The organism is Stenotrophomonas sp. SAM-B (genome assembly GCF_013387485.1).
Classification (GTDB): Bacteria; Pseudomonadota; Gammaproteobacteria; order Xanthomonadales; family Xanthomonadaceae; genus Stenotrophomonas; species Stenotrophomonas maltophilia_AA.
On sequence record NZ_JABBXB010000001.1, the window covers coordinates 129,660 to 151,912 of the forward strand.

Genomic DNA, 22,253 nt, shown 5'->3' on the forward strand with positions numbered 1-22,253 from the left:
ATCACGCGGCGCGGGCCAATCCGCCCACCGCACTGCGTCCCGCATCCAGCACGAACACATCCACCGCCGCATTCAAGGCGACGGCCTGCCCTTCCATGCTGCGCGCCGCCGCCGAGGCTTCCTCGACCAGCGCGGCGTTCTGCTGCGTGGTTTCGTCCATCTGCACGACAGTCTGGTTGACCTGCTCGATGCCGGCCGACTGCTCCTGCGACGCGGCGGCGATGTCGGCCATGATGTCGGTGACGCGCTGCACGCTGCCGACGATCTCGCCCATGGTCTGCCCGGCCTGCTGGACCAATGCCGCGCCACTGTCGACATCGGCCACGGACTGATCGATCAGGGCCTTGATCTCCTTGGCGGCACCTGCCGAGCGCTGCGCGAGGGTACGCACTTCGCTGGCGACCACCGCGAAGCCACGGCCCTGCTCACCGGCGCGCGCCGCTTCCACGGCGGCGTTGAGCGCGAGGATGTTGGTCTGGAACGCGATGCCGTCGATGACGCTGATGATCTCGGCGATCTGGCGCGATGAGGACTGGATGGCGCTCATGGTGGTGACCACCTGGCCAACCACCGCACCGCCCTGCGAAGCGACGGACGCGGCGCTCATCGAGAGCTGGTTGGCCTGTCGCGCGTGCTCGGCGTTCTGGCGCACGGTGGAGGTCAGCTCTTCCATCGAAGCGGCGGTCTCTTCCAGATTGGCCGCCTGCTGCTCGGTACGGCGCGACAGGTCACTGTTGCCCGCGGCGATCTCGCCGGCCGCGGTCTGGATCGACTGCGCGGCCTGCTTGATGTCGCCGACGATCGTGGTCAGCTGGCCGGTGGTGCGCGCCATGTCATCGCGCATGCGCGCGAACACGCCGTGGAAATCACCGTGCATGCGCGCGCTGAGATCACCGCCCGCGATCGCCTGCAGCACGCGCGACACCTCGCCCAGATCCTGCTCGGTGGTCTGCATCAGGCGGTTGAGGCCGCCGACCATCTCGCCGAAGTCGTGCTGGTAGCGCGCTTCATCGCCCCGCTGGCTGAAATCGCCCACGGCGGCCGCTGCGGCCAGCCGCTTGATCTCGGCATTGATCGCACCGAGGTTGGCCTTGGCCGTATCCAGCGCCTGGGTGATCACCGCCTTCTCGCCGGGCAGGCGTTCCATGTCCACCGACAGGTCACCGACCGCGTAATGGCCCATGATCTCGATCGCCCGCAGCTTCACCTGGATGTGGTTGGCGACCAGGGTGTTGGTGTCGCGCACCATCTGGCCATAGCCGCCGGGGAACACGGACGCATCCATGCGGTAACTGATCTCGCCCGCATCGTGGCGCTGCGCCATCGTCGCCTGGGCAGCCAGCACGGCCTTGAGGGTCTGGGTGACCTCGGCCATGGCCGTGCCCAGGCGGCCGATCTCATCGCGGCTGCGCACCACCACCGCATGCTCCAGATCGCCACGGGCGACAGCACGGGCGGCGGCTTCCACGGCGACCACCGGGGCGATCACGGCGCGTCGCAGCCACACCGCCAGCACCCCCATCAGCACCACGGCGGCCAGCGCCGTGGTGACCGCCGATGCCACCAGCGCGGCGCGCGCGCGCTCGGAGGTGGCATGGGTTTCGAACGCGGCACGTTCGCTGGCGCGCGCGGCCAGCGCATCCAGCGTGGTGCCCACGGCACGGTCGGCTCCGAGCACCAGCGCGTCGCCGGCCTGCGTGTCATAGCCACTGGCCGCGAACGCCTCCAGCGCGCCACGGTAGCGGGCCTCCAGCGCACGGTGCTCGGCCAGGAACTGGTGGGCCAGCGTGCGCGTCTGTTCGTCGCGGCTGGTGGCGAGCGTGCCGGCCAACGCTTCGATGCGGCGTCCTTCCGCATCGAATGCCGCCAGGTGGCGTTCGCGCTGTGCAGCGTCCGCACCGCGGATCAGCACGTTCTTCCACTCCTGCACCTGCAGGCGGAACTCGCGCTGCAGCAGCTCGGCCTGTGCCTGCCGGGCGACCTCCACCGGCACCTCGGCCGAGAGGTTGCGCCAGGCAGAACCCAGCCCCGCCAAGGCGGCCAGCACGATGATGACCAGGCCGAGCGACAGCGCGCCCAGCAGTTTGAATTGAAGACTCAGGGCGCGTGGACGCGCCGATGCGGAGGACGTCATGAGAGATCAAAAGTAAGGAAGGGCGATGCGGTATCGGTCTGTGAGGAACAGGCTGAAGTGCGACGCCAATCACGGTTACCGTTCCATTAAAGGTTGTGACGATGGCGTGTAGATGAATTTTTGTCACACATGGAACGAAACAGGACTGGACAGGCAACTAATATGTAACTATCGTTGTTACATGAAATCCAGCAACCAGTTCTCCGATGCGCTCCACGTCATGGCCCATCTGGTCGGCCAGGACGGCCCGCGCACCTCCGAACAGCTCGCCACCTGCCTGCCGACCCATCCGGTAGTGATCCGGCGCCTGTTGTCGGCCCTGCACAAGGGCGGCCTGGTGACCACCTTGCGTGGCCACGGAGGCGGCAGCCAACTGGCACGGCCGCCGGCGGAGATCACCCTGCACGACGTCTACGTCGCCATCGGTGCGCCCGCGCTTCTGCACACCGGTGCGCGCGAGACCGGCCGCGGCTGCCCGGTGCAGCGCGTGGTCAACGAAGCGCTCGACGACAGTTACCGCCAGGCCCAGGCCCTGCTCGAGGCCCGCCTGCGCGACACCACCCTGGCCACGCTGGGCGACGAGTTCGCCCGCCACCTGGCCCACCACGCTGCAGGAGTTCCCCATGACGTTTGATGCGATTGTCGTCGGCGGCAGTTTCGCCGGCCTGTCCGCCGCCCTGATCCTGGCGCGGGCGCGCCGCGACGTGCTGGTGATCGACAGCGGCCTGCCGCGCAACCGATTCGCCGCGCATTCGCACGGGGTGCTCGGCCAGGACGGCATCGCCGGCGCCGAGCTGCTGCGCAACGCGAAGGCGCAGCTGCTCGACTATCCCACCGTGCGCTGGATCAGCGACACCGCGACCCGCGCGCAACCGACGGTCGATGGCTTCGTGGTGGCTACCGAAAACGGCGACACCTGGGCCACGCGCAAGCTGCTGCTGGCGACCGGCATCCGCGACGAACTGCCCGAACTGCCCGGCCTGGCCGAACGCTGGGGCCACAGCGTGGTGCACTGCCCGTACTGCCATGGCTATGAAATCGGCGGCGGGGCGATCGGCCTGCTGGGTGGACACGAGAAGTCGGCCACGATGGCCGCGCTGCTCGCCGACTGGGGCGAGGTCACCCTGTTCGCGCACGGCATGACCCTGGCACCCGAAGAACTCACGGCCCTGCAGCACCGCGGTGTCAGCATCGAACACACAGCCGTGGTCGGGTTGGAAGGCGAGGCGCCGGCGCTGAGTGCCGCCGTGCTCGCGGATGGGCGCCGGGTCGAACTGCGCGCGCTGTTCGTGACCGCGCGGCAGCACATGGCGGCACCGCTCGTCGAACAGCTCGGCTGCGCGCTGGAAGAGAGTCCGATCGGCGTGCTGGTCCAGGTGGACCCCGGCAAGCAGACCAGCGTGCCCGGCATCTACGCGGCGGGTGATGCAACCCTGGTCGGCAATATCAGCCTGGCCAGTGCAGAAGGCGTACGTGCCGGCGTGAGCCTGCACCACGCGCTGGTCGCCGAGGACAGCCGCGCCAGTCGCTGAGGCGAGGGCGCCCGGCCCGGCCGGAAACAGAAACAGCCGCCCTGCGGCGGCTGTCCGTAACAGAGAACGTCGGGCTCAGGCCTGTTCGGCGCTCGCCGCATCCAGCTGCTGTACCTCCTGCGCCGACAGCGCGACGTTCGCGGCGGCCAGCACATCCTTCAACTGCTCGACACTGGTCGCACTCACGATCGGTGCGGTGATGCCCGGGCGTGCGATCAACCAGGCGATCGCGATCTGCGAGGGGCTCACGCCATGCGTGCTGGCCACGTCGTCCAGCGCCGTCAGGATGCGCAGCCCACGCGGATTGACGTACGTGTCCACCACTTTCTGGCCGCGCGCGCTGCTCTTGGCCGCATCGGCGGCGCTGCGGTACTTGCCACTGAGGAAGCCGCTGGCCAGCGAGTAATAGGTGATCACGCCCAGCTGTGCCTCGCGCACCACCGCTTCCAGCCCGGCCTCGTAACCGGCGCGGTCGTACAGGTTGTACTCCGGCTGCAGCGTTTCATAGCGCGGCAGTTTGTAGTCCGCGGAGACCTTCAAGGCGTCGCGCAGGCGCTCGGCGGTGTAATTGGAGGCACCGATCGCACGCACCTTGCCCTGTTCGATCAGGCGGCCGAAGGCGGCCAGCGTGGTTTCCAGCGGGGTGGATTCGTCATCTTCGTGCGCCTGGTACAGATCGATCACATCGGTCTGCAGGCGGCGCAGGGAGTCTTCCACCGCGGCGTTGATGTTGTCGGCGGACAGGCCGGGGCGCTCGGCCCACTTGGCCACCTTGGTCGCCAGCACCACCTTGTCACGCTTGCCACTGTGCTTGAACCAGCGGCCCAGGATGGTTTCCGATTCACCGCCCTGGTTGCCGGGCACCCACGCCGAATACGCATCGGCGGTATCGACCAGGTTGAAGCCGGCATCGACGAAGGCATCGAGCAGGGCGAAGGAGGTCTTCTCGTCCGCACTCCAGCCGAAGACATTGCCGCCGAAGGCGATGGGGGCGACATGGAGGCCGGAACGACCGAGTTCGCGCGTAGCAGTCATGGGTGATGTTCTCCCTGGGAATCGTTTCCACAGGATACGGCCGGCGTGGTGACAGCGTTGCGGCAGCAGGCACAAAACAGTGTTCCGGATTGCTGCGCCGCACTAACGCTTTGTGAACACCTGTGCACGCTTGGCTGCTAGTCTCGCCGCATCCCGCTACCGGAAGCCCCGCCGATGAAAGCCCGTTCGTTGACCTGTGCCTGCCTGTTCACTGTCTCCACCCTGATGCTTGCCGCGCCCGCGATGGCCATCAAGCCCGCCGGCCCGAACGCACAGGTCGCGATCACCCCGGCCGTGCAGAAGGCCGTGCAGGACAGCCGCCGCGATCCGGCCAACGTCAAGCGCGATGCGTACCGCCATCCGGCACAGACCCTGTCGTTCTTCGGCGTTGCGCCGGGCCAGACCGTCATCGAGATCACCCCGGGCAACGGTTGGTACTCGGAGATCCTGGCGCCGCTGCTGCACGAGAAGGGCCAGTACGTGGCCGCCGTGGTCGATCCGATGGCCGTGGCGGAAGGGCGTGGCCGCGACTACCAGCAGCGCAGCCGAGAGGGACTTGAAAAGAAGTTCGCCGGTGACGCCGCGGTGTTCGGCAAGAGCCGCGTAGTCGCCTATGACCCGAAGGCCCCGGTGTTCGGCCCGGCCAACTCGGCCGATGTGGTGCTGACCTTCCGCAACGTGCACAACTGGCGCAGCAGCGGCCAGGCCGAGGGCATGTTCAAAGGCTTCTTCTCGGTGCTCAAGCCGGGCGGCGTGCTCGGCGTGGTGGAACACCGTGCCAAGGCCGACGTGCCGGCCGACGACAAGACCGGTTACGTGGGCCAGCAGCAGGTGATCGCGATGGCCAAGGCTGCCGGTTTCGAACTGGCGGGCAGCAGCGAGATCAATACCAATCCGCGCGACACCAAGGATTACCCGAACGGTGTGTGGACGCTGCCGCCGACCAACCAGCATGACGCGGCCGACGAGGCCAAGTACCAGGCGATCGGCGAAAGCGACCGCATGACGCTGCGCTTCGTGAAGCCGGGCAAGTAAGAAACCCGCGCATGAGACAGGGCGCGCGGGCCATTGCCCGCGCGTTCCAGGGACGGTAAAGGAATGCACCATTGAAGAAGCTGCTGTTGATCGGTCTTGCGGCGATGACGCTGATCAAGATCGTTGATTTCGTGTTTTACGGGCAGCACGGCTACGATCTGATGGGGGCGGCCGGCTTCGGGCTGCTGCTCACGGGCGCTGCGCTGGATGGACGCAGCGCGTTCAACGCGCCCGCCACGGGGCGCTGGGCACGGGAAGCCCGCATCGCCAATGTCTGTGGCGTGGTGCTGGTGCTCAGCTACTTCCTGCTCAAGATGAACGTCATCGGCTGACGATCGGGCGGATCGCGGCGGCACCACGGGGATGGGACAATGGGCCATCCCACCGCCGCTGTTGCCTCGATGCTGATCGCCTTCAACAAACCGTTCAACGTGCTGTGCCAGTTCACCGACCGCAGCCAGCCGCCGCGCGCGACCCTGGCCGGCTTCGGATTACCGCCGGCGGTGTATGCGGCCGGACGCCTGGACTACGACAGTGAAGGCCTGCTGCTGCTCACCGATGATGGCGGCCTGGCGCACCAGTTGACCGATCCGCGCCACAAGGCCGACAAGACCTATTGGGTGCAGGTGGAAGGCACGGTGACCGATGAACAGGTGCAGGCGCTGCGCCGTGGCGTGCTGCTCAACGATGGGCCTACCTTGCCGGCGGGTGTCGAACGGTTGGAACCGCCGCCCGGGCTGTGGCCGCGCACGCCGCCGGTCCGCTTCCGCAAGACGGTGCCCGATGCCTGGCTGGCCATCACCCTGCGCGAGGGCCGCAACCGGCAGGTACGCCGCATGACCGCCGCGGTCGGACTGCCGACGCTGCGGCTGGTACGTGTCTCGATGGGCGAGCATGCGATCGGCGACCTGCAACCCGGCCAGTGGCGGGAGATCGGACACTAAAAAACCGCCGGTGGAGACCGGCGGTTTCGATACGCATGCGGTGATGCGTCAGCGGATCAGGCGTCGCTGCCGATATCGCTGGTCTCATCCACCACGGTGTCGTTGCGGCGGTTGCGGGCGCTGATGCGCTGCGCCTGGCCGTTCACCACGCCACCGTTGGCCAGTTTCTTCTTCTGCTGCTTGCGGTACAGCGCGTAGCCCAGCAGGCCCACGCCGACCGCCGCGGCTGCGATGGTCACGGCCGGATTGCGGCGCACCACCTTGGCAGCCACCTTGCTGCCGGTCTTGACCGCGCCGAGTGCGGCGCCCGTCTTGATCCAGTCGGTGGCCTGCGGGCCGAAGTGGCGCAGGTTGCTGCCGGCATGCTTGAGGCCGTCACCAGCGGTGCTGGCGATGTCCAGGGCGCGCTCGAGGGCGCGGTCGGTAATCACAGTCAATCTGCTCATGGGGGGTCCTTGCCTGAGGTTCTGTTCCAGTGTGTCGCGTGGGCCGTGTACGGGGCGTCATCCGCCTGCTACGACCGCATCACGACTGTAGCCGCTCCCCAACCGTTGGAGGCGGGCTTGGACGCGGCACGGTCAGGCGCCAGCCATGAATGCGCGTATCCGGTGACGGTGGTGGTGGGGCGTGCTCAGGTGCCGCGCGGTTTCGCCCGGTGGGTCGCGTTGGCCGTCCACGGGTCGTCCGGCCACGGGTGGCGCGGGTAGCGGCCCTTCATTTCCTTCTTCACTTCCGCGTAGGTGTTCGCCCAGAAATTGCGCAGGTCCTGGGTGACCTGCAGCGGGCGCCCGCCGGGGGAGAGCAGATGCAGCGTCAGCCGAATGCGGCCGTCGGCGATGCGCGGGGTATCGCTCAGGCCGAACAGTTCCTGCAGTTTGACCGCCAGCACCGGCGCCTGCGGCGTGATGCCATCGGCGTCGAGCGCGTAATGGATCGGACGTTCCATGCCCGAAGGCACGGCAATGCGGACCGGTGCGTGGCGATCGACCAGCTGGCGTTGCGCCCAGGGCAGCGGCGACTTCAGCGCTTCACCGAGGGTGGATTCATCAAGGGCATCCAGGCGCGTCCTGCCGTTGAACGCAGGCGTCAGCCACGTCGGCAGCGTCGCCATCAGGGCCGCATCGGAGATGTCCGGCAGATCCAGTTCCGGCATCCACGCGCGCACGGCCAGCGCACGCGCCTGCCATTGGCGCAGGCCCTCCGTCCACGGCAAGGCATCCAGGCCGAGTTCGGCGACGGCGTCGGTCAGGGCTTTCGCGGCGTGGGCGGGGTCCACGCGGCCGGCCGAGCGGCTGTCCAGCACGATGCGATCGAACCGGGTCTCACGGCGGGCGACCAGCGCGCGCTTTTCGCCGTCCCAACGCACCACGTCGTCCTGCGTGAAACGCTCCGGGAAGTCTCGGCGCAGGCGGTTCTCGTCCACCGGCGCGGCGCGCAGCAGCAACGCGTCGCGTGCCTCGTAGCGCAGTTCCACCGCCACCAGCCACGGCTCGCCGCGCAGGTCGCTGGGGTCGAACAGGCGCGCGCTGCGGCCGTTGGCCAGCAGGTAGCGCAGCGGATCGGTGGGATGGCGGGCGGCGATGCGGTCCGGGAAGGCATGGGCGAGCAGGTCACCGAGTTGATGCGCTTCGACCGAGGACGGCGGCGCGGCATCACACCGCAGGCGTCGCCGCCATTGTCTGCTCGCGGCATCGATCGTGGCCAGGCCACCGCGGTTCGCGTCGTGCGGTGCGCGCCCCTGGCGGAACGCGGCCAGTGCACGCCACCGCGCCGCGAGTGCGTCACCGCCCTGGCGCAGGGGATCGCGCGCTTCCACCAGCGCGGCCAGATCGCACGCGAGCGCCTGTTCGACACCACTGCCTGCCGCCATCAGCATCGCCGCCAGCCGCGGATGCGTGCCGAGGGTCAACATGCGCCGGCCCAGCGGGGTCAGCGTGCCGCTGTCGCTTAGCGCGCCCAGGCGCTGCAGCAGTTCCCGCGCGGCGGCCAGGGCACCGGCTGGCGGTGTATCGACGAAGCGGAGGTCGTCACTGCCCCACGCAGCCAGTTCCAGTGCCAGCGAGGCCAGCTCCACCTGGGCGATCTCGGGCCGTCGCTGTGCCTCCAGCCGCTGCGACTGCGGCCACAACCGCCAGGCCCAGCCCTCAGCCACGCGTCCAGCGCGCCCGGCACGCTGATCGGCCGAGGCCTGCGTGATGTTCACCACGTCCAGGCGCGCAAAGCCGCTGTTGGGGTCGTAGCGCGGCTCGCGCGCCAGTCCCGCATCGATCACCACGCGTACGCCGGGCAGGGTCACCGATGACTCGGCCACGTTGGTGGCCAGCACCACGCGGCGGCGACCACCGGGATCGGGCTGCAGCACCTGCGACTGCTGGTCCACCGGCAGTTCGCCGTGCAGCGGCAGCACCTGTACGGCCGGGTCGAGCACGGTCTGCAACGCCGTCTGCACGCGCGTGATCTCGCGCTGGCCCGGCAGGAACACCAGCACGTCGCCGGGATGCTCGGCCAGGGCCTGCTCCACCGCACGCCGCGCCTGCGGCTCCAGCGCCTCGTCGCGGCGCGCGGGGAAATGCGCGACCGTCACCGGGAAGCTGCGGCCTTCGCTGCTCAGGCGCGGCGCATCGAGGAACTGCGCCAGTCGCTCGCCATCGAGCGTGGCCGACATCACCACGATGCGCAGATCCTCGCGCAGCTGCGACTGCACATCCAGCGCCAGCGCCAGACCGAGATCGGCGGCCAGGTGCCGCTCATGGAATTCATCGAACAGCAGCGCGCCCACGTCTTCGAGCAGCGGATCGTCCTGCAGCATCCGGGTCAGGATGCCCTCGGTGACCACTTCGATGCGGGTCCGCGCGGAGATCCTGTTCTCGAAGCGGATGCGGTAACCCACGGTCTCACCGACGCCCTCACCGAGCTGCCGCGCCATGAACTGCGCGGCGCTGCGCGCGGCTACACGACGCGGCTCCAGCATGATGATTTTCCGGCCTTCCAGCCACGGCGCATCCAGCAGGGCCAGCGGCACCTGGGTGGTCTTGCCGGCGCCGGGTGGCGCTTCCAGCACCAGCCGTGTGCCGCTCCCGAGGGCGGTCAGGATCTGCGGCAGCAGCACGGAAATCGGGAACATCGGGGTGGTCATGCGGCAAGGATACGGGGCGCAGGCGAGGGCGGCGAGACGTGCGCGCCGGGGCATCGCCGGGCAGCACGGTAGAATGCGCAGGTTCACTGTCCTGTAGCCCCCCATGCAACTGATCGATATCGGCGCCAACCTCACCCACGACTCCTTCGATCGCGACCGCGACGCCGTGCTGGCGCGTGCGCGCGAGGCCGGGGTGGTGCAGATGGTGATCACCGGCGCCAGCCGCGAGCATTCGCCGATGGCGCTGGATCTGGCCCGGCAGCATCCCGGCTTCCTGTACGCGACGGCTGGCGTGCACCCGCACCATGCGGTGGAATACACCGACGAATGCGATGCGGAGATGCGCGCGCTGCATGCGCATGCCGAGGTGGTCGCCGTGGGCGAGTGCGGGCTGGACTACTTCCGTGATTTCGCGCCGCGTCCGGCGCAGCACCGTGCCTTCGAACGCCAGCTGCAGCTGGCCGCGGAGAACGGCAAGCCGCTGTTCCTGCACCAGCGCGACGCGCATGCCGATTTCATGGCGCAGATGAAGAACTTCGACGGCAAGCTCGGCCCGGCCGTGGTGCACTGTTTCACCGGCGAGCGCCAGGAGCTGTTCGACTACCTGGACCAGGACTGGTACATCGGCATCACCGGCTGGTTGTGCGATGAGCGCCGCGGCGCGCACCTGCGCGAGCTGGTCAAACACATCCCGGCCAACCGGCTGATGATCGAGACGGACGCCCCGTACCTGCTGCCGCGCACGCTCAAGCCGTTGCCCAAGGACCGCCGCAACGAGCCGATGTTCCTCTCGCACATCGTCGAGGAACTGGCGCGCGATCGTGGCGAGGACGTGGAAGCCACGGCAGCCAATGCGACGGCGGCCACGCGCGCGTTCTTCCGGTTCCCGCAGACCCGGTAGGCACCGACCGTTGGTCGGTACGCGTGTCGGTGCGCGGCACCCACGACCGACGGTCGTGGGCTACCGCCCGTCTCCATGGGCCCACGCATCGGCCAGCCCTTCGCGGTAGGTCGGGAACCGCGGCTGCCACTGCAATGCCTCGCGCGTGCCGCGACTGTCGATGCGCTTGTTGCTGCTGTAGAAACGCCGCAGCGAGGCAGGAAGGGCCGGGTCATCCCAGCCCTGAGCGACGGGCAGCGGCACGCCACTCAGTGCCGCCGCATACGCCAGCACGTCCTGCGACGGGGCGGGTTCATCGTCGGCCGGCAGATACAGCGCGTTTTCCTGCGAGCGATGCATCGCTGCCAGCGCTGCGGTGGCGAGGTCCTCGACGTGCAGCCGGTTGAACACCTGGCCCGGCCGCACGACCTGCCGCGCCGTGCCCTGCGCCAACTGGACCAGCGCGTTGCGCCCACGCCCGTACAGCGCGGGCAGCCGGAATACCGCCGAGGCGATGCCGCGCGCCTGTGCGAACGCCTGCCACTGGCCTTCGGCACGCAGGCGCTTCAGTGCGGTGTCGTCGGTGGCATCGGCCGCCGCGTGCAGGTTGATCCAGCCGCCATCACGATCGGCGTAGACGGCGGTCGAAGAGAAATAGCCCAACCAGCGCAGCGCGGGCGCATCCTGCAGCGCTTCGCCGAGCAGGCGTAGCGCAGGATCACCCTCGGCATCGGGCGGAATGCTGCACAGGATCGTGTCGGCGCTGCGGATCGCCTCCTCCAGCGCCGCATCGATGGGGTATCCCTCGGCCAGCCGGTGGCGGATCACACCATCGTCCGGTGCGGTGGAGGGATCGCGCACGGTGCCGCTGCAGGCAATGCCCTGCGCGTGCAGCAGGGCGGCCAGGTGCCGCCCGCTGTAGCCCAGGCCCAGCACCAGCACGCGTGCCGGTGCGGTGTCGGCCGGCACGCTCAGTCCTTGCGCTGCTGCTGGTAGGCCTGCAGGTGCGCATAGGCCACGGCCAGCAGCGGTGCGGCCTGGCCGGCCGCCCGTGCCCGTACCAGCATGTCGCCGACGATGTGCTCGGCCTCGACCTGCTGGCCGGCCTCCAGATCGCGCAGCATGGAGGCTTTCAACGCCGAGCCGGACTGGGTGGTCGCGGCCAGCGCGATCTCGCGGGCCTTGCCCGGGATCGGCTCGCCGGCCGCCTCGGCCACTGCCACGCACTCGTCATACAGGCCACGCACGATCGCCGCGCCGTCATCGGTCGCCACGATCGTGCCGACATCGGCGCGCATCAGGCAGGTCGCCGCCGCCAGCGTGGTCAGGAAGGTGTACTTGATCCACTGCTCCTGGCCGATCGCATCGGTGGCGACGTGGTCCACGCCCGCCTGCACGCAGGCCGCCGCCAGCGCCAGCACGCGCGCGCTGCTGCCGGTGCCGTCCCGCTCGCCGAAGGTCAGCTTGGCCGCCGGCGCCAGATGCACCACCGCGCCGTCGCTGGCCTTGGTCGCGCTGATGAAGCACAGCCCGCCCAGCACTGCGTCGCGGCCGAAGCGTGCGTCGAGATCGGCGTAATGCCGCAGCCCGTTGAGGATCGGCAGCACCGTGGTGCGCGGGCCGACCGCGGGGGCGATCGCCTCGATGGAGCTGGCAAGGTCGTAGGCCTTGCAGCTCAGGATCACCAGGTCGAACGGCTCGGCCGTCGCCAGCGCGGGCAACGCGTCGGCGGTGACGTGCTTGACCGGGAACGTCGCATCGCCCAGCGGGCTGCGGATCACCAGCCCTTCGCCCGCCAGCTGCGCCGCACGCGCCGGGCGGACGAGGAAGGTGACGTCCACGCCGGCCTGGGCCAGGCGACCACCGAAGTACCCGCCGGTCCCGCCGGCGCCGAGGATCAGGATGCGCATCAGCTGCGCATCCCCACGCCACGCTTCAGCAGCCACAGCGCCAGCGCGGTGAGCGCCACCACGAAGCCGATCATCAGCGCATACGCCACCCACAACGGCACGTCGCTGGTGCCGAGCAGGCCGTAGCGGAACGCGTTGACCATGTAGAAGATCGGATTGGCGTGCGTGGCCGCTTCGGCCCAGGTCGGCAGCAGCTTCACCGAATAGAACACACCGCCCAGGTAGGTCAGCGGGGTCAGGATGAAGGTCGGCACGATCGCCACGTCATCGAACTTCTTGGCGTATACCGCGTTGATGAACCCGGCCAGCGAGAAGATCGTCGCGCCCAGCAGCACCGTGGTCAGCGTCACCAGCGGATGCGGGATGCGCACCGGGGTGAAGAACATGGCGATGATCAGCACGATCACGCCGACCATCAGGCCGCGCAGCACAGCACCGGACACATAGCCCCACAGGATCACCCAGTTCGGCATCGGGCTGACCAGCAGCTCTTCGACGTGGCGGCCGAACTTGGCGCCGAAGAACGAGGAGCTGATGTTGCCGTAGCTGTTCTGGATCACGCTCATCATCACCAGGCCCGGCACGATGAACTGCATGTAGCTGTAGCCGCCCATCTCGCCCACGCGCGAGCCGATCAGGCCGCCGAAGATCAGGAAGTACAGGGTCATGGTGATCGCTGGCGGCACCAGGGTCTGGCCCCAGATGCGCAGGATGCGCGCCACTTCGCGGCGCACGATGGTCATCAGGGCGATGCGGTTGCGCTGGCCGTCGGTCAGGACCGGGGTCGGGGTGCTGCTCATGCCACGTTCTCCTGGTTGCCGGTGAGGCGCACGAACAGCTCCTCCAGGCGGTTGCTCTTGGTGCGCATCGAACGCACGCGGATGCCCGCGGCGTTCAAGGCTTCAAACACCCGGTTGAGGTCCATCGCGCGCGGCATGTCCACGTCCAGCGTGTGGCTGTCGGTGGCGATCAGGATCGCGCCCTCGATCTCCGGCAGCTGGGCCGGCAGGCTGCCGTCGATGTCGAACAGGAAGCCTTCCACGTCCAGCTTGGCCAGCAGTTCGCGCATCGGGCCCTGGGTGACGATCTGGCCATGGTTGATGATGGCCAGGTTCCGGCACAGATGCTCGGCTTCTTCCAGGTAATGCGTGGTCAGGATGATCGTGGTGCCGGCGGCGTTGATCTCCTTGAGCACGCGCCACATGTCGCGGCGGATCTCGATGTCCACGCCGGCGGTCGGTTCGTCCAGGATCAGCAGGCGCGGACGGGTCATCATCGCGCGGGCGATCATCAGCCGGCGCTTCATGCCGCCGGACAGGGTGCGGCTCATCACCTGCGCCTTCTCCCACAGGTGGGCGCGCTTGAGCTCTTCTTCGGCCATCTTCTCGGCCTCGGCACGGGCCACGCCATAGAAGCCGGCGTAGTTGACCAGGATGTCGAAGGGCTTTTCGAACAGGTTGAAGTTGATTTCCTGCGGGACCAGGCCGATCAGGCGCATGGTGGCGCTGCGGTTGCGCACCAGGTCGCTGCCGAAGACCTCGACCTGGCCCTCGCTGAGGTTCACCAGCGAGCTGATGATGCCGATCAGGGTCGACTTGCCGGCGCCGTTGGGGCCCAGCAGGGCGAAGAAGTCGCCCGGGGCCACGTCCAGCGAGACGCCCTTCAGCGCCTGGGTGCCGTTGTCGTAGGTTTTGCGGAGGTCACGCACCCGCAGGGCGGGCACGGCGGTGGGCGCGGGAGTGTTCTGGGAAGCCAAACTCTTGCCTTCGCGCCTATGGGCTGGCGCTGGATAGGGGCGGGGAGGGGCTATTATAGAAGACCCCGAGGGCTTGCCCCGGCTACACACTGTCCCGAAAAGTCGTGCCTGCCCAATTCCCCCTCAAACTGGTCGACCGGCGCATGCTGGCGCCGACCGTCGGCCATTACCAGTTCCTGCGTGATGACGGCCAGCCGCTGGATTTCCAGCCCGGCCAGTTCATCCAGGTCCATTTCGAGTACGCCGACGGCACCGCCACCAAGCGCAGTTACTCGCTGGCCACCATTCACAACCACGCCCTCGGCGCGGGCGAAGCGGTCGATATCGCGGTCAGTTTCGTCCCCGGCGGCGCCGCCACGGCCCTGTTCGAGGGCCTGGACATCGGCGGCCACGTCAGCGCCAGCGGCCCGTTCGGCCGGTTCTGCCTGCAGCCGGGCGACCACAATGCCCGCTACCTGCTGATCGCCACCGGCACCGGGGTCACCCCGTACCGCTCCATGCTGCCGCTGCTGGCCACCGCCATGGCCGGGCGCGGCGTGGAGGTGGTCCTGCTGCAGGGCGCCCGCACGCCGACCGAACTGCTCTACAGCGAGGACTTCTACGCCTTCGCGGCTGCCCATCCGGGCTTCCGCTATGTGCCGTGCCTGTCCCGCGAATTGCCGGAAAACCCGCATCCGGACGTGCGCCACGGCTACGTGCAGCAGCATCTGGCCGAATTCGTCCCGGACCCGGCGACCGACATCGCCTACCTGTGCGGCAACCCGGACATGGTCGATGCCACCTTCGAGGTGCTGAAAGCGGCCGGCCTGCCCACGCCGCAGGTGCGGCGCGAGAAGTACGTCAGCAGCAAGTAACCGTGCCCGGCGGCCCTGCCATCGGGCCTGGCCGCCAGCGGCGTCGGGATGCGGGCGGCGGTAAGATGCGCCGCGCGCCGCTTCCGCCTGGCTGACACGATGCCCCTGGATTTCCCCACCATTGCCGTGCTCGGCTTCCTGCTGTGCCTGGGCATCGCCATGGGCTTCTCGCTGTTGCTGCTGGTGCTGCGACGGCAACCGGCCCTGCGGCTGTGGACGGCCAGCCTGTGGATGCTGTCCGTCAGCCTGACCCTGGTCGCGCTGCGGCCCCATCTGCCCCAGGTGCCGGGCATCCTGGCCGGCAACGTTGCCGTAGCGCTGTCCGGCGTCCTGATGCTGTATGGCGTGGCGCGCCATCTTGGCCGTCGGCTGCCGGCGTGGCAGCCCCTGGCATTGGCGACCACCTACCTCGGCGCAATCACGTTCTTCCTGGTCGTCCATCCCAGCCTGGTCATCCGGCTGGATGTCTTCAGCGTGTTCGCGGTGTTGCTCAACGGCTGGATGGCGGGGTTGCTGCTGCGGCATTCACCGTCGGCGCAGCGCATCAGCTGCCGGCTGGCGGCCGCGGTGTTCGCCGCGCAGGCCGTGCTGTACCTGGTCCGTCTGTTCCTGCCGGTGGCGCCCGATGCGGGCGACGACATCCTGCGCGCCGGGGCGCCGGTGTTCGCGACCTATCTGGTCGGGCTGATCCTGGAACTGGCCCGGTGCTTCGCGCTGGTGCTGCTGCTGGTGGAGCGCATGCTGGTCGACCTGCAGCGGCTGGCGCGCACCGACGTGCTGACCGGCCTGCTCAACCGGGGCGCAGTGCTCGCCGACGGTGCCACGCTGCTGCAGCTCAGCCGGCGCCCGCCGAGGCCGCTGGCGCTGCTGCTGCTGGACGTGGATCACTTCAAGCAGATCAATGACCGCTGGGGGCATCTGGCCGGCGATGCGGTGCTGCGCCACGTCGCCGACGTCCTGGCCGCGTGCGTGGCCGATCGCGAGCACCTGCTGGGCCGCTATGGCGGTGAAGAGTTCGTCCTGCTGCTGCCCGGGGCAGACCCGCACCAGGCACGCCAGTGCGCCGATCGCCTGCGCGAGGCACTGCGGGAGTCGCCCGCCCGGATCGACGGTCTTCCGGTACGAGTGACGGCCAGCATCGGCCTGGCCATCGACCAGGGCACGGGCGACCTGGCGCGCCTGCTCGGCGAGGCCGATGCGGCGCTTTACCGGGCCAAGGCCGAGGGCCGTGACCGCACCATCAGCGCGCTGGCCCCCGCGGCCTTCCCCGGCACCGGGGCAGCCGTGTAAGTTGAGTCACATCGCCCACGCCCGTGCGTCGTGGTGACATGATCTTCAACAAGGGGAAGTACGGAAGATGTCTACACACCACCTGAGGCTGGCCGTCGCGCTGGTCGCCGCCCTGTGTGCCGGCTGCGCGCCGGTACCCGACGCTGCACCCGCCGCCGCGGCCGCCCAGCGCCTGTACGGCACGCTCGCGTTCCAGCCCTGCACCCTGACCAGCGCGCAGGCCAGTGCGAATGTCGAGGCGCAGTGCGCCACGCTGCAGGTGCCGGAGAACCCGGCGGCACCGGACGGTCGCAGGATCGGCTTGAACATCGCCTGGCTGGACGCCGGCAATGACGGCGCGGGCAAGGCCGACCCGGTCTTCTTCCTGGCCGGTGGCCCGGGCCAGGCCGCGACGGAGGTCGCCGCCCCGGTCAACATGGCGCTTCGGGACGTGCGCAAGCAGCGCGACATCTTCCTGATCGATCAGCGCGGCACCGGCAAGTCCAACCCGCTCACCTGCCTGGATGCACAGGGCAAGGAGCTGCCGCTGGACGAGAACGCGGCACCGAGCGCCGCGCTCATCGAAGACTACGCCCGCCGCTGTGCGCAGTCGCTGACCGGTCGCGCGGACACCCGCTTCTACACCACCACCGAGGCCATCGGTGATCTGGATACGGTGCGCAAGGCGCTGAGCGTGGACAAGGTCAACCTGGTCGGTGGTTCCTACGGCACCCGCGTGGCGCAGCAGTACGCCGCGCGCTATCCGCAGCACACGCGCACGGTGGTGATCGACGGCGTGGTGCCGAACGACCTGGTGGTCGGCGGTGATTTCGCCACTACTTTCGAAGATGCGATCACCCTGCAATCGGCACAGTGCCGCCAGGATCCGATCTGCGCCAAGCGCTTTCCGGTCGATACCCGCAGCCAGCTGCGCAACGTGATGGCCGCACTGGCCAAGGCACCGGTCGAGGTCGACTACCGCAATCCCGGCACCGGTCAGGCCGAGCGCGATGTGTTGACCGCCGACTCGGTTACCGGACTGGCCTTCATGTTCTCGTACATGCCGGAGTTGTCGTCGCTGCTGCCGGTCACGCTGGATGAAGCCGCGCAGGGCCGCTATGCACCGTTGATGTCGCTGAGCAAGATGGCCAGCCGCACGCTGGGCGTGCAGATGAACCGTGGCATGCAGTGGTCGGTGCTGTGCGCCGAAGATGCCGATCGCTACAAGGAAGGCGACGCGGGCGATCGCGTGCTGGGCCCGGAAGTCGCGCGCATGTTCTTCGCGGCCTGCCCGGCCTGGAATGCCGGTTCGCGGCCGAAGGATTTCATCGCGCCGTTCGCCTCGACGCTGCCGGTGCTGTTGTTGTCGGGCCAGTTCGATCCGGTCACGCCGCCGCGCTACGCCGAGCAGGTGCTCAAGCAGCTGCCCCAGGGGCGCCACCTGCTCGCCAAGGGACAGGGTCACGGCACCATCAACGCCGGCTGCATGCCGCGCATCCTCGGCCAGTTCATCGACACCGCTGACGCGAAATCACTCGACGCCACCTGCCTGGACACCCTCAGCCCGGTGCCCGCCTTCACCTCGTTCAACGGATGGGCCCCATGAACCGTACTTCGTACCGCACCGGGGAGGTGCGCGCATGATCGTCGCCGAGCATCTGCACAAAGCGTTCAAGAGCAAGACCGGCGTGATCCAAGCCGTCCAGAACGTCGGCTTCCAGGCCGACAACGGGCGCATCACCGGCCTGCTCGGCCCCAACGGCGCCGGCAAGACCACCACCATGCGCATGCTGTACACGCTGATGAAGCCCGACGAGGGCCGCGTCGTGGTCGATGGCATCGACGCGGCGATGGACCCGGTCGCGGTGCGTCGCCAGCTGGCGGTGCTGCCGGACGCGCGCGGCGTCTACAAGCGCCTCACCGCGCGCGAGAACATCGCCTACTTCGGCCAGCTGCACGGCCTGAGTGCCGCGCGGATCCGCGAGCGCACCAAGGTACTCTCGGCGGCGCTGGAGATGGAGGACATCCTCGACCGCCAGACCGAAGGGTTCTCGCAGGGACAGCGCACCAAGACCGCGATCGCCCGCGCGCTGGTGCACGATCCGCGCAACGTGATCCTCGATGAGCCGACCAACGGCCTGGACGTGATGACCACGCGCGCGCTGCGCGGGTTCCTGCGCGGACTTCGCGACGAGGGCCGCTGCGTGATCTTCTCCAGCCACATCATGCAGGAGGTGGCCGCGCTGTGCGACCACGTGGTGATCATCGCGCAGGGCACGGTGATGGCGGCCGGCAGCGCCGATGAGCTGCGCGCACAGACCGGGGAAAGCAACCTCGAAGATGCCTTCGTCAAGGCGATCGGTACCGAAGAAGGATTGCACGCATGAGTTCGTTCGCTACGCTGTTGACCGTGATGCGCAAGGAACTGCGCGACCTCTCGCGTGACCGCCGCACGCTCGCGCTGACGCTGCTGCTCGGGCCGTTGCTGTACCCGGTGCTGATCCTGGGCATGAGCAAGCTCGCCGAAAGCCGGGTGAAGACACAGATCGAGCAGCCGCTGGACATCCCGATGATCGGCGGCGAGCATGCGCCCAACCTGGTGCGCTTCCTGGCCGCGCAGGGTCTCAATGCGACCGAGGCGCCGAAGGACCTGACGGATGCGATCCGCAGCCAGCGCATCGATGTGGCGCTGCGGATCAGTCCAGAGTTCGGCAAGGACTGGAGCGAGGGCCGTCCGGCGCTGGTCGAGATCATCAAGGACAGTACCCGCCGTGCTGCCGATATTCCCAGCAGCCGGCTGGAGGCGGCGCTGGGCGGCTACAGCCAGCAGGTCGGTGCGCTGCGCCTGCTGGCGCGCGGGATCGATCCGCAGGTCGCGCGACCGCTGGATGTCGCCGCGCAGGATCTGGCGACGGCTGAGGCCAAGCGCGGGATGATGCTGTCGGTGTTGTTGCCGATCCTGTTGACCATCACCTCGTTCCTGGGCGGCGCGTATCTGGTGATGGACACCACCGCGGGCGAGCGCGAGCGGCAATCGCTGGAGCCACTGCTGGCGACGCCGGCGCCGCGCAGCGCGATCGTCAGCGGCAAGATCGCCGCGGCCTGCGCGGTCGGTGTGGCGTCGTTGCTGCTGACCCTGGCGGCCTTAAAGATCAGCGCGCAGCTGTCCTCCGGCGGGGTAGGCCGGCAGCTCAACATGGGCTTCCTGCCGATGCTGCAGATGCTGCTGATCATGCTGCCGATGCTGTTCATCGGCACCTCGCTGCTGACCTTCCTGTCGGCGGCGGCCAAGAGCATGAAGGAAGCCCAGAGCCACATGACCTGGCTGATGCTGTTGCCGATGCTGCCGGGCTACGCGCTGATGGTGTACCCGATCAAGAGTGAGCTCTGGCAGTTCGCGGTGCCATTCCTGGCGCAGAACCAGATGCTGCTCAAGATCATCCGCCACGAAGCGATCAGCCCGCAGATGTGGGCGGTCTACCTCGGCGCAGGCTTCGGCTTGGCGGCCCTGTTCTGGTACGCCGCCGTGCGTCGTTACCATCAGGAACGGTTGGCGATCTCGGGTTGATGCACGAAGGGCTCCGCAAGGAGCCCTTCTTCATAACGGGGACGGAGGTAGTTAATAACAGGGACGGAGGTGGTTAATCCGGCGGCCGTCAATTCCTTTGCGGTCGGGACGCTGACGCAGGTCCGGCTAGTCGCCCTGTTCCTTGACGGGTCTTCCCGCAGGCCTGCACACCACGGACCTCTGCAATGCCCGCCCCACCATGTCCTGGAAGCGCGGGCTGCCCAACGCGCGCTCCTGCGCGATGTAGGCGACGATCCGCTCTCTTTCCTGCGGTTGGATGCCGGCCTGCAGCCATTGGCTGTAAGCCACTGCGCGGGCTTTCGGTGTAGCGCCGAGGGCGGTGTAGCCGGCGTGGGGTGTCAGCATCGGGTTGTACTCAAGCCCCAGGTACGCCCGAGCGCTGGACCATCGATAGCTCTCGGGGAGGGCCACCAGCGCGGCCCGCACCGGATTCAATTCTATGTAGCGATGGACCATCAGCAGGTAGCCATCGGAATCCACCAGGCACGACTTGAAGCGGCCCTGCAGCAGCGTTCCGCTCCGAACATGTCGCTTGTTGAAGTACTGGACGTAGTTCTGCCCGCACCTCCGCATCGCTGAAGCCAGCCCTTCGGCCACCATCGGCGTTACCAGGAGATGCACGTGGTTGCCCATCAGTACGAAGGCGTGGATCAGGACGCCATGCCTTCGGCAGGCAGAGCGCAACAGACGCAGGTAGTGGGTCCGATCATCGTCGTCGATGAACAGCGCAGCGCGATTGACGCCACGCTGGATGACATGGAGGGGAATGCCAGGCAGAACCAGACGAGGGGAGCGGGGCATGGTCGCAACCGGGATGGCGAGGCATCACTCTGCAGAACCGCACATCAAAACGCGCTAGGTCGGCGGCGCGGAACGCGGTAAGGGAAGTGCGCTTAACTACCTCCGTCCCTGTTATTAACTACCTTCGTCCCCATTAAAAAAGGCCCGGATCGCTCCGGGCCTTTCATCATCCAGCAGTGCGTTGCGATCAGCCGCCTTCAGGCGCGAACGCGAGCGTGCGGCGGGTCGTGACCGGGGCGCCGACCGGTTCGAACTTCCAGCGTTTGACCGCGTTGAGTGCTTCGCGGTCGAACACGCGGGCCGGGGTGGCGCGCAGCACGCGGGCGGCGGTCACCGAGCCGTCCGTGCCGACCGTCAGTTCGACCAGCACTTCGCCGGCGGTGCCCGAACGCAGGGCGTCGGCCGGGTAGCGCGGGGCCGGGGTACTGACCGGGCGCAGGGTCGATGCCGGCGCGGTAGCAGCCGGGGCCTGGCGGGCGGCGGCGGCCTGGGCGGCGGCGGCCTGCTGCTGGCGCTGTTCGGCCTCGCGGCGGGCGGCGGCCTGGCGCTCGGTGTCCTGGTTGTCGATGCGGGCGGCGGCTTCCTGCTGCGCGGCGATCTTCTTCGCTGCTTCGGCTTCCGTGGCCTGTTGCTGGGCCAGTTTCTGCTGTTCCACCAGCTGCTTGGCGCGGGTCTCGGCGTCCTTCTTGACCTTGTCGGTCTCTTCCTGGGTACGCTTGAGCGCGGTCTGCATGCTGCCGCTGATGCCCTGCTTCAGGCGCGGCAGCGCCGGGGCGGTCGGGTCGACCTTTTCGATCAGCGCGACCAGGCGCTGGGTCTCGGCGAAGTCCTCGCGGCCCAGGTTCTGCTCGGCGGCGATCAGGGTGTAGGGCAGAAGATCGGTCAGCGCGCTCTTGACCGAGGCGTCATCCGGGGTCTTGTCGCGCAGTGCCAGGTAATACTCGATGGCGTTGTCGCCGGCCGGGGCATACATGCGGTTCTCGCGCAGCGCCTTGCTGGCCAGCTCCCGCAGTTCCTCAGTGCCCAGCGACTGGACCTTGGCCGACACCGCCGGTGCGGCCGGGGCAGCAGTGGGGGCCGCCGGTGCCGTGGGCGTGGCCGGTGCGGTGTCGTCCTTGCCCGAGCAGGCGGACAGGGCGACCAGCAGGATCATCGGCGCGAACAGGCGCGCCGGGCCATGAGTCTTGACGTGCGACATCCAACTCCCCTTTGAAGACGACGATACGTAGGGCCTGATGCGGTCAGGCCGACCGACGGCCATGGACGTTTCCCGACGCCCATGGCGGACCCGCAGGTGTGCAATCTAGCATCACCCCGCCCGGCCCGGGGGCCAGGCGGTGAGGGCAGGGGGCATCCTCACCGATGCCGCCACTGCCGG

21 protein-coding genes are annotated in these 22,253 nt (G+C 68.4%); 11 read left to right on the forward strand and 10 right to left on the reverse strand.

Annotation, left to right across the window (positions count from 1 at the left end):
• Nucleotide 1: 1 nt before the first annotated feature.
• Nucleotides 2-2,134, reverse strand: a complete 2,133-nt coding sequence (locus HH110_RS00555; RefSeq protein ID WP_176987846.1) for a methyl-accepting chemotaxis protein — start codon at nt 2,132-2,134, stop codon at nt 2-4.
• 181 nt (nt 2,135-2,315) lie between these two features.
• Here HH110_RS00555 and HH110_RS00560 point away from each other — a divergent pair, with 181 nt between their 5' ends.
• Both HH110_RS00560 and HH110_RS00565 read left to right on the forward strand, forming a co-directional pair.
• Nucleotides 2,316-2,768 (forward strand): Rrf2 family transcriptional regulator, encoded by a 453-nt coding sequence (locus HH110_RS00560; protein ID WP_176987847.1) that lies wholly within the window; start codon nt 2,316-2,318, stop codon nt 2,766-2,768.
• Nucleotides 2,758-3,666, forward strand: a complete 909-nt coding sequence (locus HH110_RS00565) for an NAD(P)/FAD-dependent oxidoreductase (RefSeq protein WP_176987848.1) — start codon at nt 2,758-2,760, stop codon at nt 3,664-3,666. Before HH110_RS00560 ends, HH110_RS00565 begins: the two co-directional genes overlap by 11 nt.
• A gap of 75 nt (nt 3,667-3,741) precedes the next feature.
• On the opposite strand, the gene HH110_RS00570 is transcribed toward HH110_RS00565, so the two are convergent.
• A complete protein-coding gene (locus HH110_RS00570; protein ID WP_176987849.1) occupies nt 3,742-4,701 on the reverse strand; it encodes an aldo/keto reductase in 960 nt (319 codons plus the stop codon).
• 225 nt (nt 4,702-4,926) lie between these two features.
• Here HH110_RS00570 and HH110_RS00575 point away from each other — a divergent pair, with 225 nt between their 5' ends.
• The 3 genes from HH110_RS00575 (at nt 4,927) to HH110_RS00585 (ending at nt 6,680) form a co-directional block, all read left to right on the forward strand.
• A complete protein-coding gene (locus HH110_RS00575; protein ID WP_241696387.1) occupies nt 4,927-5,736 on the forward strand; it encodes a class I SAM-dependent methyltransferase in 810 nt (269 codons plus the stop codon).
• Between the two features lie 71 nt (nt 5,737-5,807).
• Nucleotides 5,808-6,068: a hypothetical protein gene (locus tag HH110_RS00580; protein WP_176987851.1), complete on the forward strand. Its 261-nt coding sequence runs from the start codon at nt 5,808-5,810 to the stop codon at nt 6,066-6,068.
• A gap of 69 nt (nt 6,069-6,137) precedes the next feature.
• The gene (locus HH110_RS00585; RefSeq protein WP_176988455.1) at nt 6,138-6,680 is read left to right on the forward strand and encodes a pseudouridine synthase; all 543 of its coding nucleotides are present in this window, start codon (nt 6,138-6,140) and stop codon (nt 6,678-6,680) included.
• Between the two features lie 56 nt (nt 6,681-6,736).
• Here HH110_RS00585 and HH110_RS00590 read toward each other — a convergent pair whose 3' ends face one another.
• Together HH110_RS00590 and hrpB are read right to left on the reverse strand one after the other, a co-directional pair.
• A complete protein-coding gene (locus HH110_RS00590) occupies nt 6,737-7,126 on the reverse strand; it encodes a hypothetical protein (protein WP_019185464.1) in 390 nt (129 codons plus the stop codon).
• Nucleotides 7,127-7,311: 185 nt separating this feature from the next.
• On the reverse strand, nt 7,312-9,816 hold the full coding sequence (gene hrpB / locus HH110_RS00595) for an ATP-dependent helicase HrpB (protein ID WP_176987852.1): 2,505 nt from the start codon (nt 9,814-9,816) through the stop codon (nt 7,312-7,314).
• A gap of 103 nt (nt 9,817-9,919) precedes the next feature.
• Between hrpB and HH110_RS00600 the strand changes: the two genes are divergently transcribed.
• Nucleotides 9,920-10,717 (forward strand): TatD family hydrolase, encoded by a 798-nt coding sequence (locus HH110_RS00600; RefSeq protein ID WP_176987853.1) that lies wholly within the window; start codon nt 9,920-9,922, stop codon nt 10,715-10,717.
• Nucleotides 10,718-10,777: 60 nt separating this feature from the next.
• Here HH110_RS00600 and HH110_RS00605 read toward each other — a convergent pair whose 3' ends face one another.
• Genes HH110_RS00605 through HH110_RS00620 form a run of 4 tightly spaced genes read right to left on the reverse strand, consistent with a single transcriptional unit; the run spans nt 10,778 to nt 14,362 of the window.
• Nucleotides 10,778-11,665, reverse strand: coding sequence for an epimerase (locus tag HH110_RS00605; RefSeq protein WP_176987854.1), 888 nt, complete (start codon nt 11,663-11,665; stop codon nt 10,778-10,780).
• 2 nt (nt 11,666-11,667) lie between these two features.
• Nucleotides 11,668-12,606, reverse strand: coding sequence for a 2-dehydropantoate 2-reductase (gene panE, locus HH110_RS00610; RefSeq protein WP_176987855.1), 939 nt, complete (start codon nt 12,604-12,606; stop codon nt 11,668-11,670).
• Nucleotides 12,606-13,406 carry an ABC transporter permease gene (locus HH110_RS00615; protein ID WP_019185458.1) on the reverse strand — a complete coding sequence of 267 codons (801 nt, stop codon included), beginning with the start codon at nt 13,404-13,406 and terminating at the stop codon, nt 12,606-12,608. Before HH110_RS00615 ends, panE begins: the two co-directional genes overlap by 1 nt.
• Nucleotides 13,403-14,362: an ABC transporter ATP-binding protein gene (locus HH110_RS00620; RefSeq protein ID WP_176987856.1), complete on the reverse strand. Its 960-nt coding sequence runs from the start codon at nt 14,360-14,362 to the stop codon at nt 13,403-13,405. The genes HH110_RS00615 and HH110_RS00620 overlap by 4 nt, the downstream gene beginning before the upstream one ends.
• Nucleotides 14,363-14,466: 104 nt before the next feature.
• Between HH110_RS00620 and HH110_RS00625 the strand changes: the two genes are divergently transcribed.
• From HH110_RS00625 to HH110_RS00645, 5 genes are all read left to right on the forward strand, one after another.
• Complete coding sequence (locus HH110_RS00625) at nt 14,467-15,216, forward strand: FAD-binding oxidoreductase (RefSeq protein WP_176987857.1); 750 nt, start codon at nt 14,467-14,469, stop codon at nt 15,214-15,216.
• Nucleotides 15,217-15,315: 99 nt separating this feature from the next.
• Entirely contained in the window at nt 15,316-16,506 is a 1,191-nt protein-coding gene (locus HH110_RS00630; RefSeq protein WP_176987858.1) for a GGDEF domain-containing protein, read from the forward strand.
• A 67-nt stretch (nt 16,507-16,573) separates the two neighbouring features.
• Complete coding sequence (locus HH110_RS00635) at nt 16,574-18,091, forward strand: alpha/beta hydrolase (protein ID WP_176987859.1); 1,518 nt, start codon at nt 16,574-16,576, stop codon at nt 18,089-18,091.
• A 34-nt stretch (nt 18,092-18,125) separates the two neighbouring features.
• A complete protein-coding gene (locus HH110_RS00640) occupies nt 18,126-18,872 on the forward strand; it encodes an ATP-binding cassette domain-containing protein (RefSeq protein ID WP_176987860.1) in 747 nt (248 codons plus the stop codon).
• Nucleotides 18,869-20,053 carry an ABC transporter permease gene (locus HH110_RS00645; RefSeq protein ID WP_176987861.1) on the forward strand — a complete coding sequence of 395 codons (1,185 nt, stop codon included), beginning with the start codon at nt 18,869-18,871 and terminating at the stop codon, nt 20,051-20,053. Before HH110_RS00640 ends, HH110_RS00645 begins: the two co-directional genes overlap by 4 nt.
• Before the next feature lie 126 nt (nt 20,054-20,179).
• Here HH110_RS00645 and HH110_RS00650 read toward each other — a convergent pair whose 3' ends face one another.
• Nucleotides 20,180-20,875 carry a transposase gene (locus HH110_RS00650; protein ID WP_176987862.1) on the reverse strand — a complete coding sequence of 232 codons (696 nt, stop codon included), beginning with the start codon at nt 20,873-20,875 and terminating at the stop codon, nt 20,180-20,182.
• A 187-nt stretch (nt 20,876-21,062) separates the two neighbouring features.
• The gene (locus tag HH110_RS00655) at nt 21,063-22,073 is read right to left on the reverse strand and encodes an energy transducer TonB (protein WP_176987863.1); all 1,011 of its coding nucleotides are present in this window, start codon (nt 22,071-22,073) and stop codon (nt 21,063-21,065) included.
• Nucleotides 22,074-22,253 lie beyond the last annotated feature (180 nt).

Bases quoted from the DNA above. Each gene is read 5' to 3' on its own strand.
- hrpB (WP_176987852.1), bottom strand. From the start codon at position 9,816: ATGACCACCCCGATGTTCCCGATTTCCGTGCTGCTGCCGCAGATCCTG.
- HH110_RS00615 (WP_019185458.1), bottom strand. From the start codon at position 13,406: ATGAGCAGCACCCCGACCCCGGTCCTGACCGACGGCCAGCGCAACCGC.
- HH110_RS00650 (WP_176987862.1), bottom strand. From the start codon at position 20,875: ATGCCCCGCTCCCCTCGTCTGGTTCTGCCTGGCATTCCCCTCCATGTC.
- HH110_RS00565 (WP_176987848.1), top strand. From the start codon at position 2,758: ATGACGTTTGATGCGATTGTCGTCGGCGGCAGTTTCGCCGGCCTGTCC.
- HH110_RS00555 (WP_176987846.1), bottom strand. From the start codon at position 2,134: ATGACGTCCTCCGCATCGGCGCGTCCACGCGCCCTGAGTCTTCAATTC.
- HH110_RS00630 (WP_176987858.1), top strand. From the start codon at position 15,316: ATGCCCCTGGATTTCCCCACCATTGCCGTGCTCGGCTTCCTGCTGTGC.
- HH110_RS00560 (WP_176987847.1), top strand. From the start codon at position 2,316: ATGAAATCCAGCAACCAGTTCTCCGATGCGCTCCACGTCATGGCCCAT.
- HH110_RS00655 (WP_176987863.1), bottom strand. From the start codon at position 22,073: ATGTCGCACGTCAAGACTCATGGCCCGGCGCGCCTGTTCGCGCCGATG.
- HH110_RS00600 (WP_176987853.1), top strand. From the start codon at position 9,920: ATGCAACTGATCGATATCGGCGCCAACCTCACCCACGACTCCTTCGAT.
- HH110_RS00570 (WP_176987849.1), bottom strand. From the start codon at position 4,701: ATGACTGCTACGCGCGAACTCGGTCGTTCCGGCCTCCATGTCGCCCCC.
- HH110_RS00590 (WP_019185464.1), bottom strand. From the start codon at position 7,126: ATGAGCAGATTGACTGTGATTACCGACCGCGCCCTCGAGCGCGCCCTG.
- HH110_RS00575 (WP_241696387.1), top strand. From the start codon at position 4,927: ATGCTTGCCGCGCCCGCGATGGCCATCAAGCCCGCCGGCCCGAACGCA.
- panE (WP_176987855.1), bottom strand. From the start codon at position 12,606: ATGCGCATCCTGATCCTCGGCGCCGGCGGGACCGGCGGGTACTTCGGT.
- HH110_RS00640 (WP_176987860.1), top strand. From the start codon at position 18,126: ATGATCGTCGCCGAGCATCTGCACAAAGCGTTCAAGAGCAAGACCGGC.
- HH110_RS00585 (WP_176988455.1), top strand. From the start codon at position 6,138: ATGCTGATCGCCTTCAACAAACCGTTCAACGTGCTGTGCCAGTTCACC.
- HH110_RS00645 (WP_176987861.1), top strand. From the start codon at position 18,869: ATGAGTTCGTTCGCTACGCTGTTGACCGTGATGCGCAAGGAACTGCGC.
- HH110_RS00635 (WP_176987859.1), top strand. From the start codon at position 16,574: ATGTCTACACACCACCTGAGGCTGGCCGTCGCGCTGGTCGCCGCCCTG.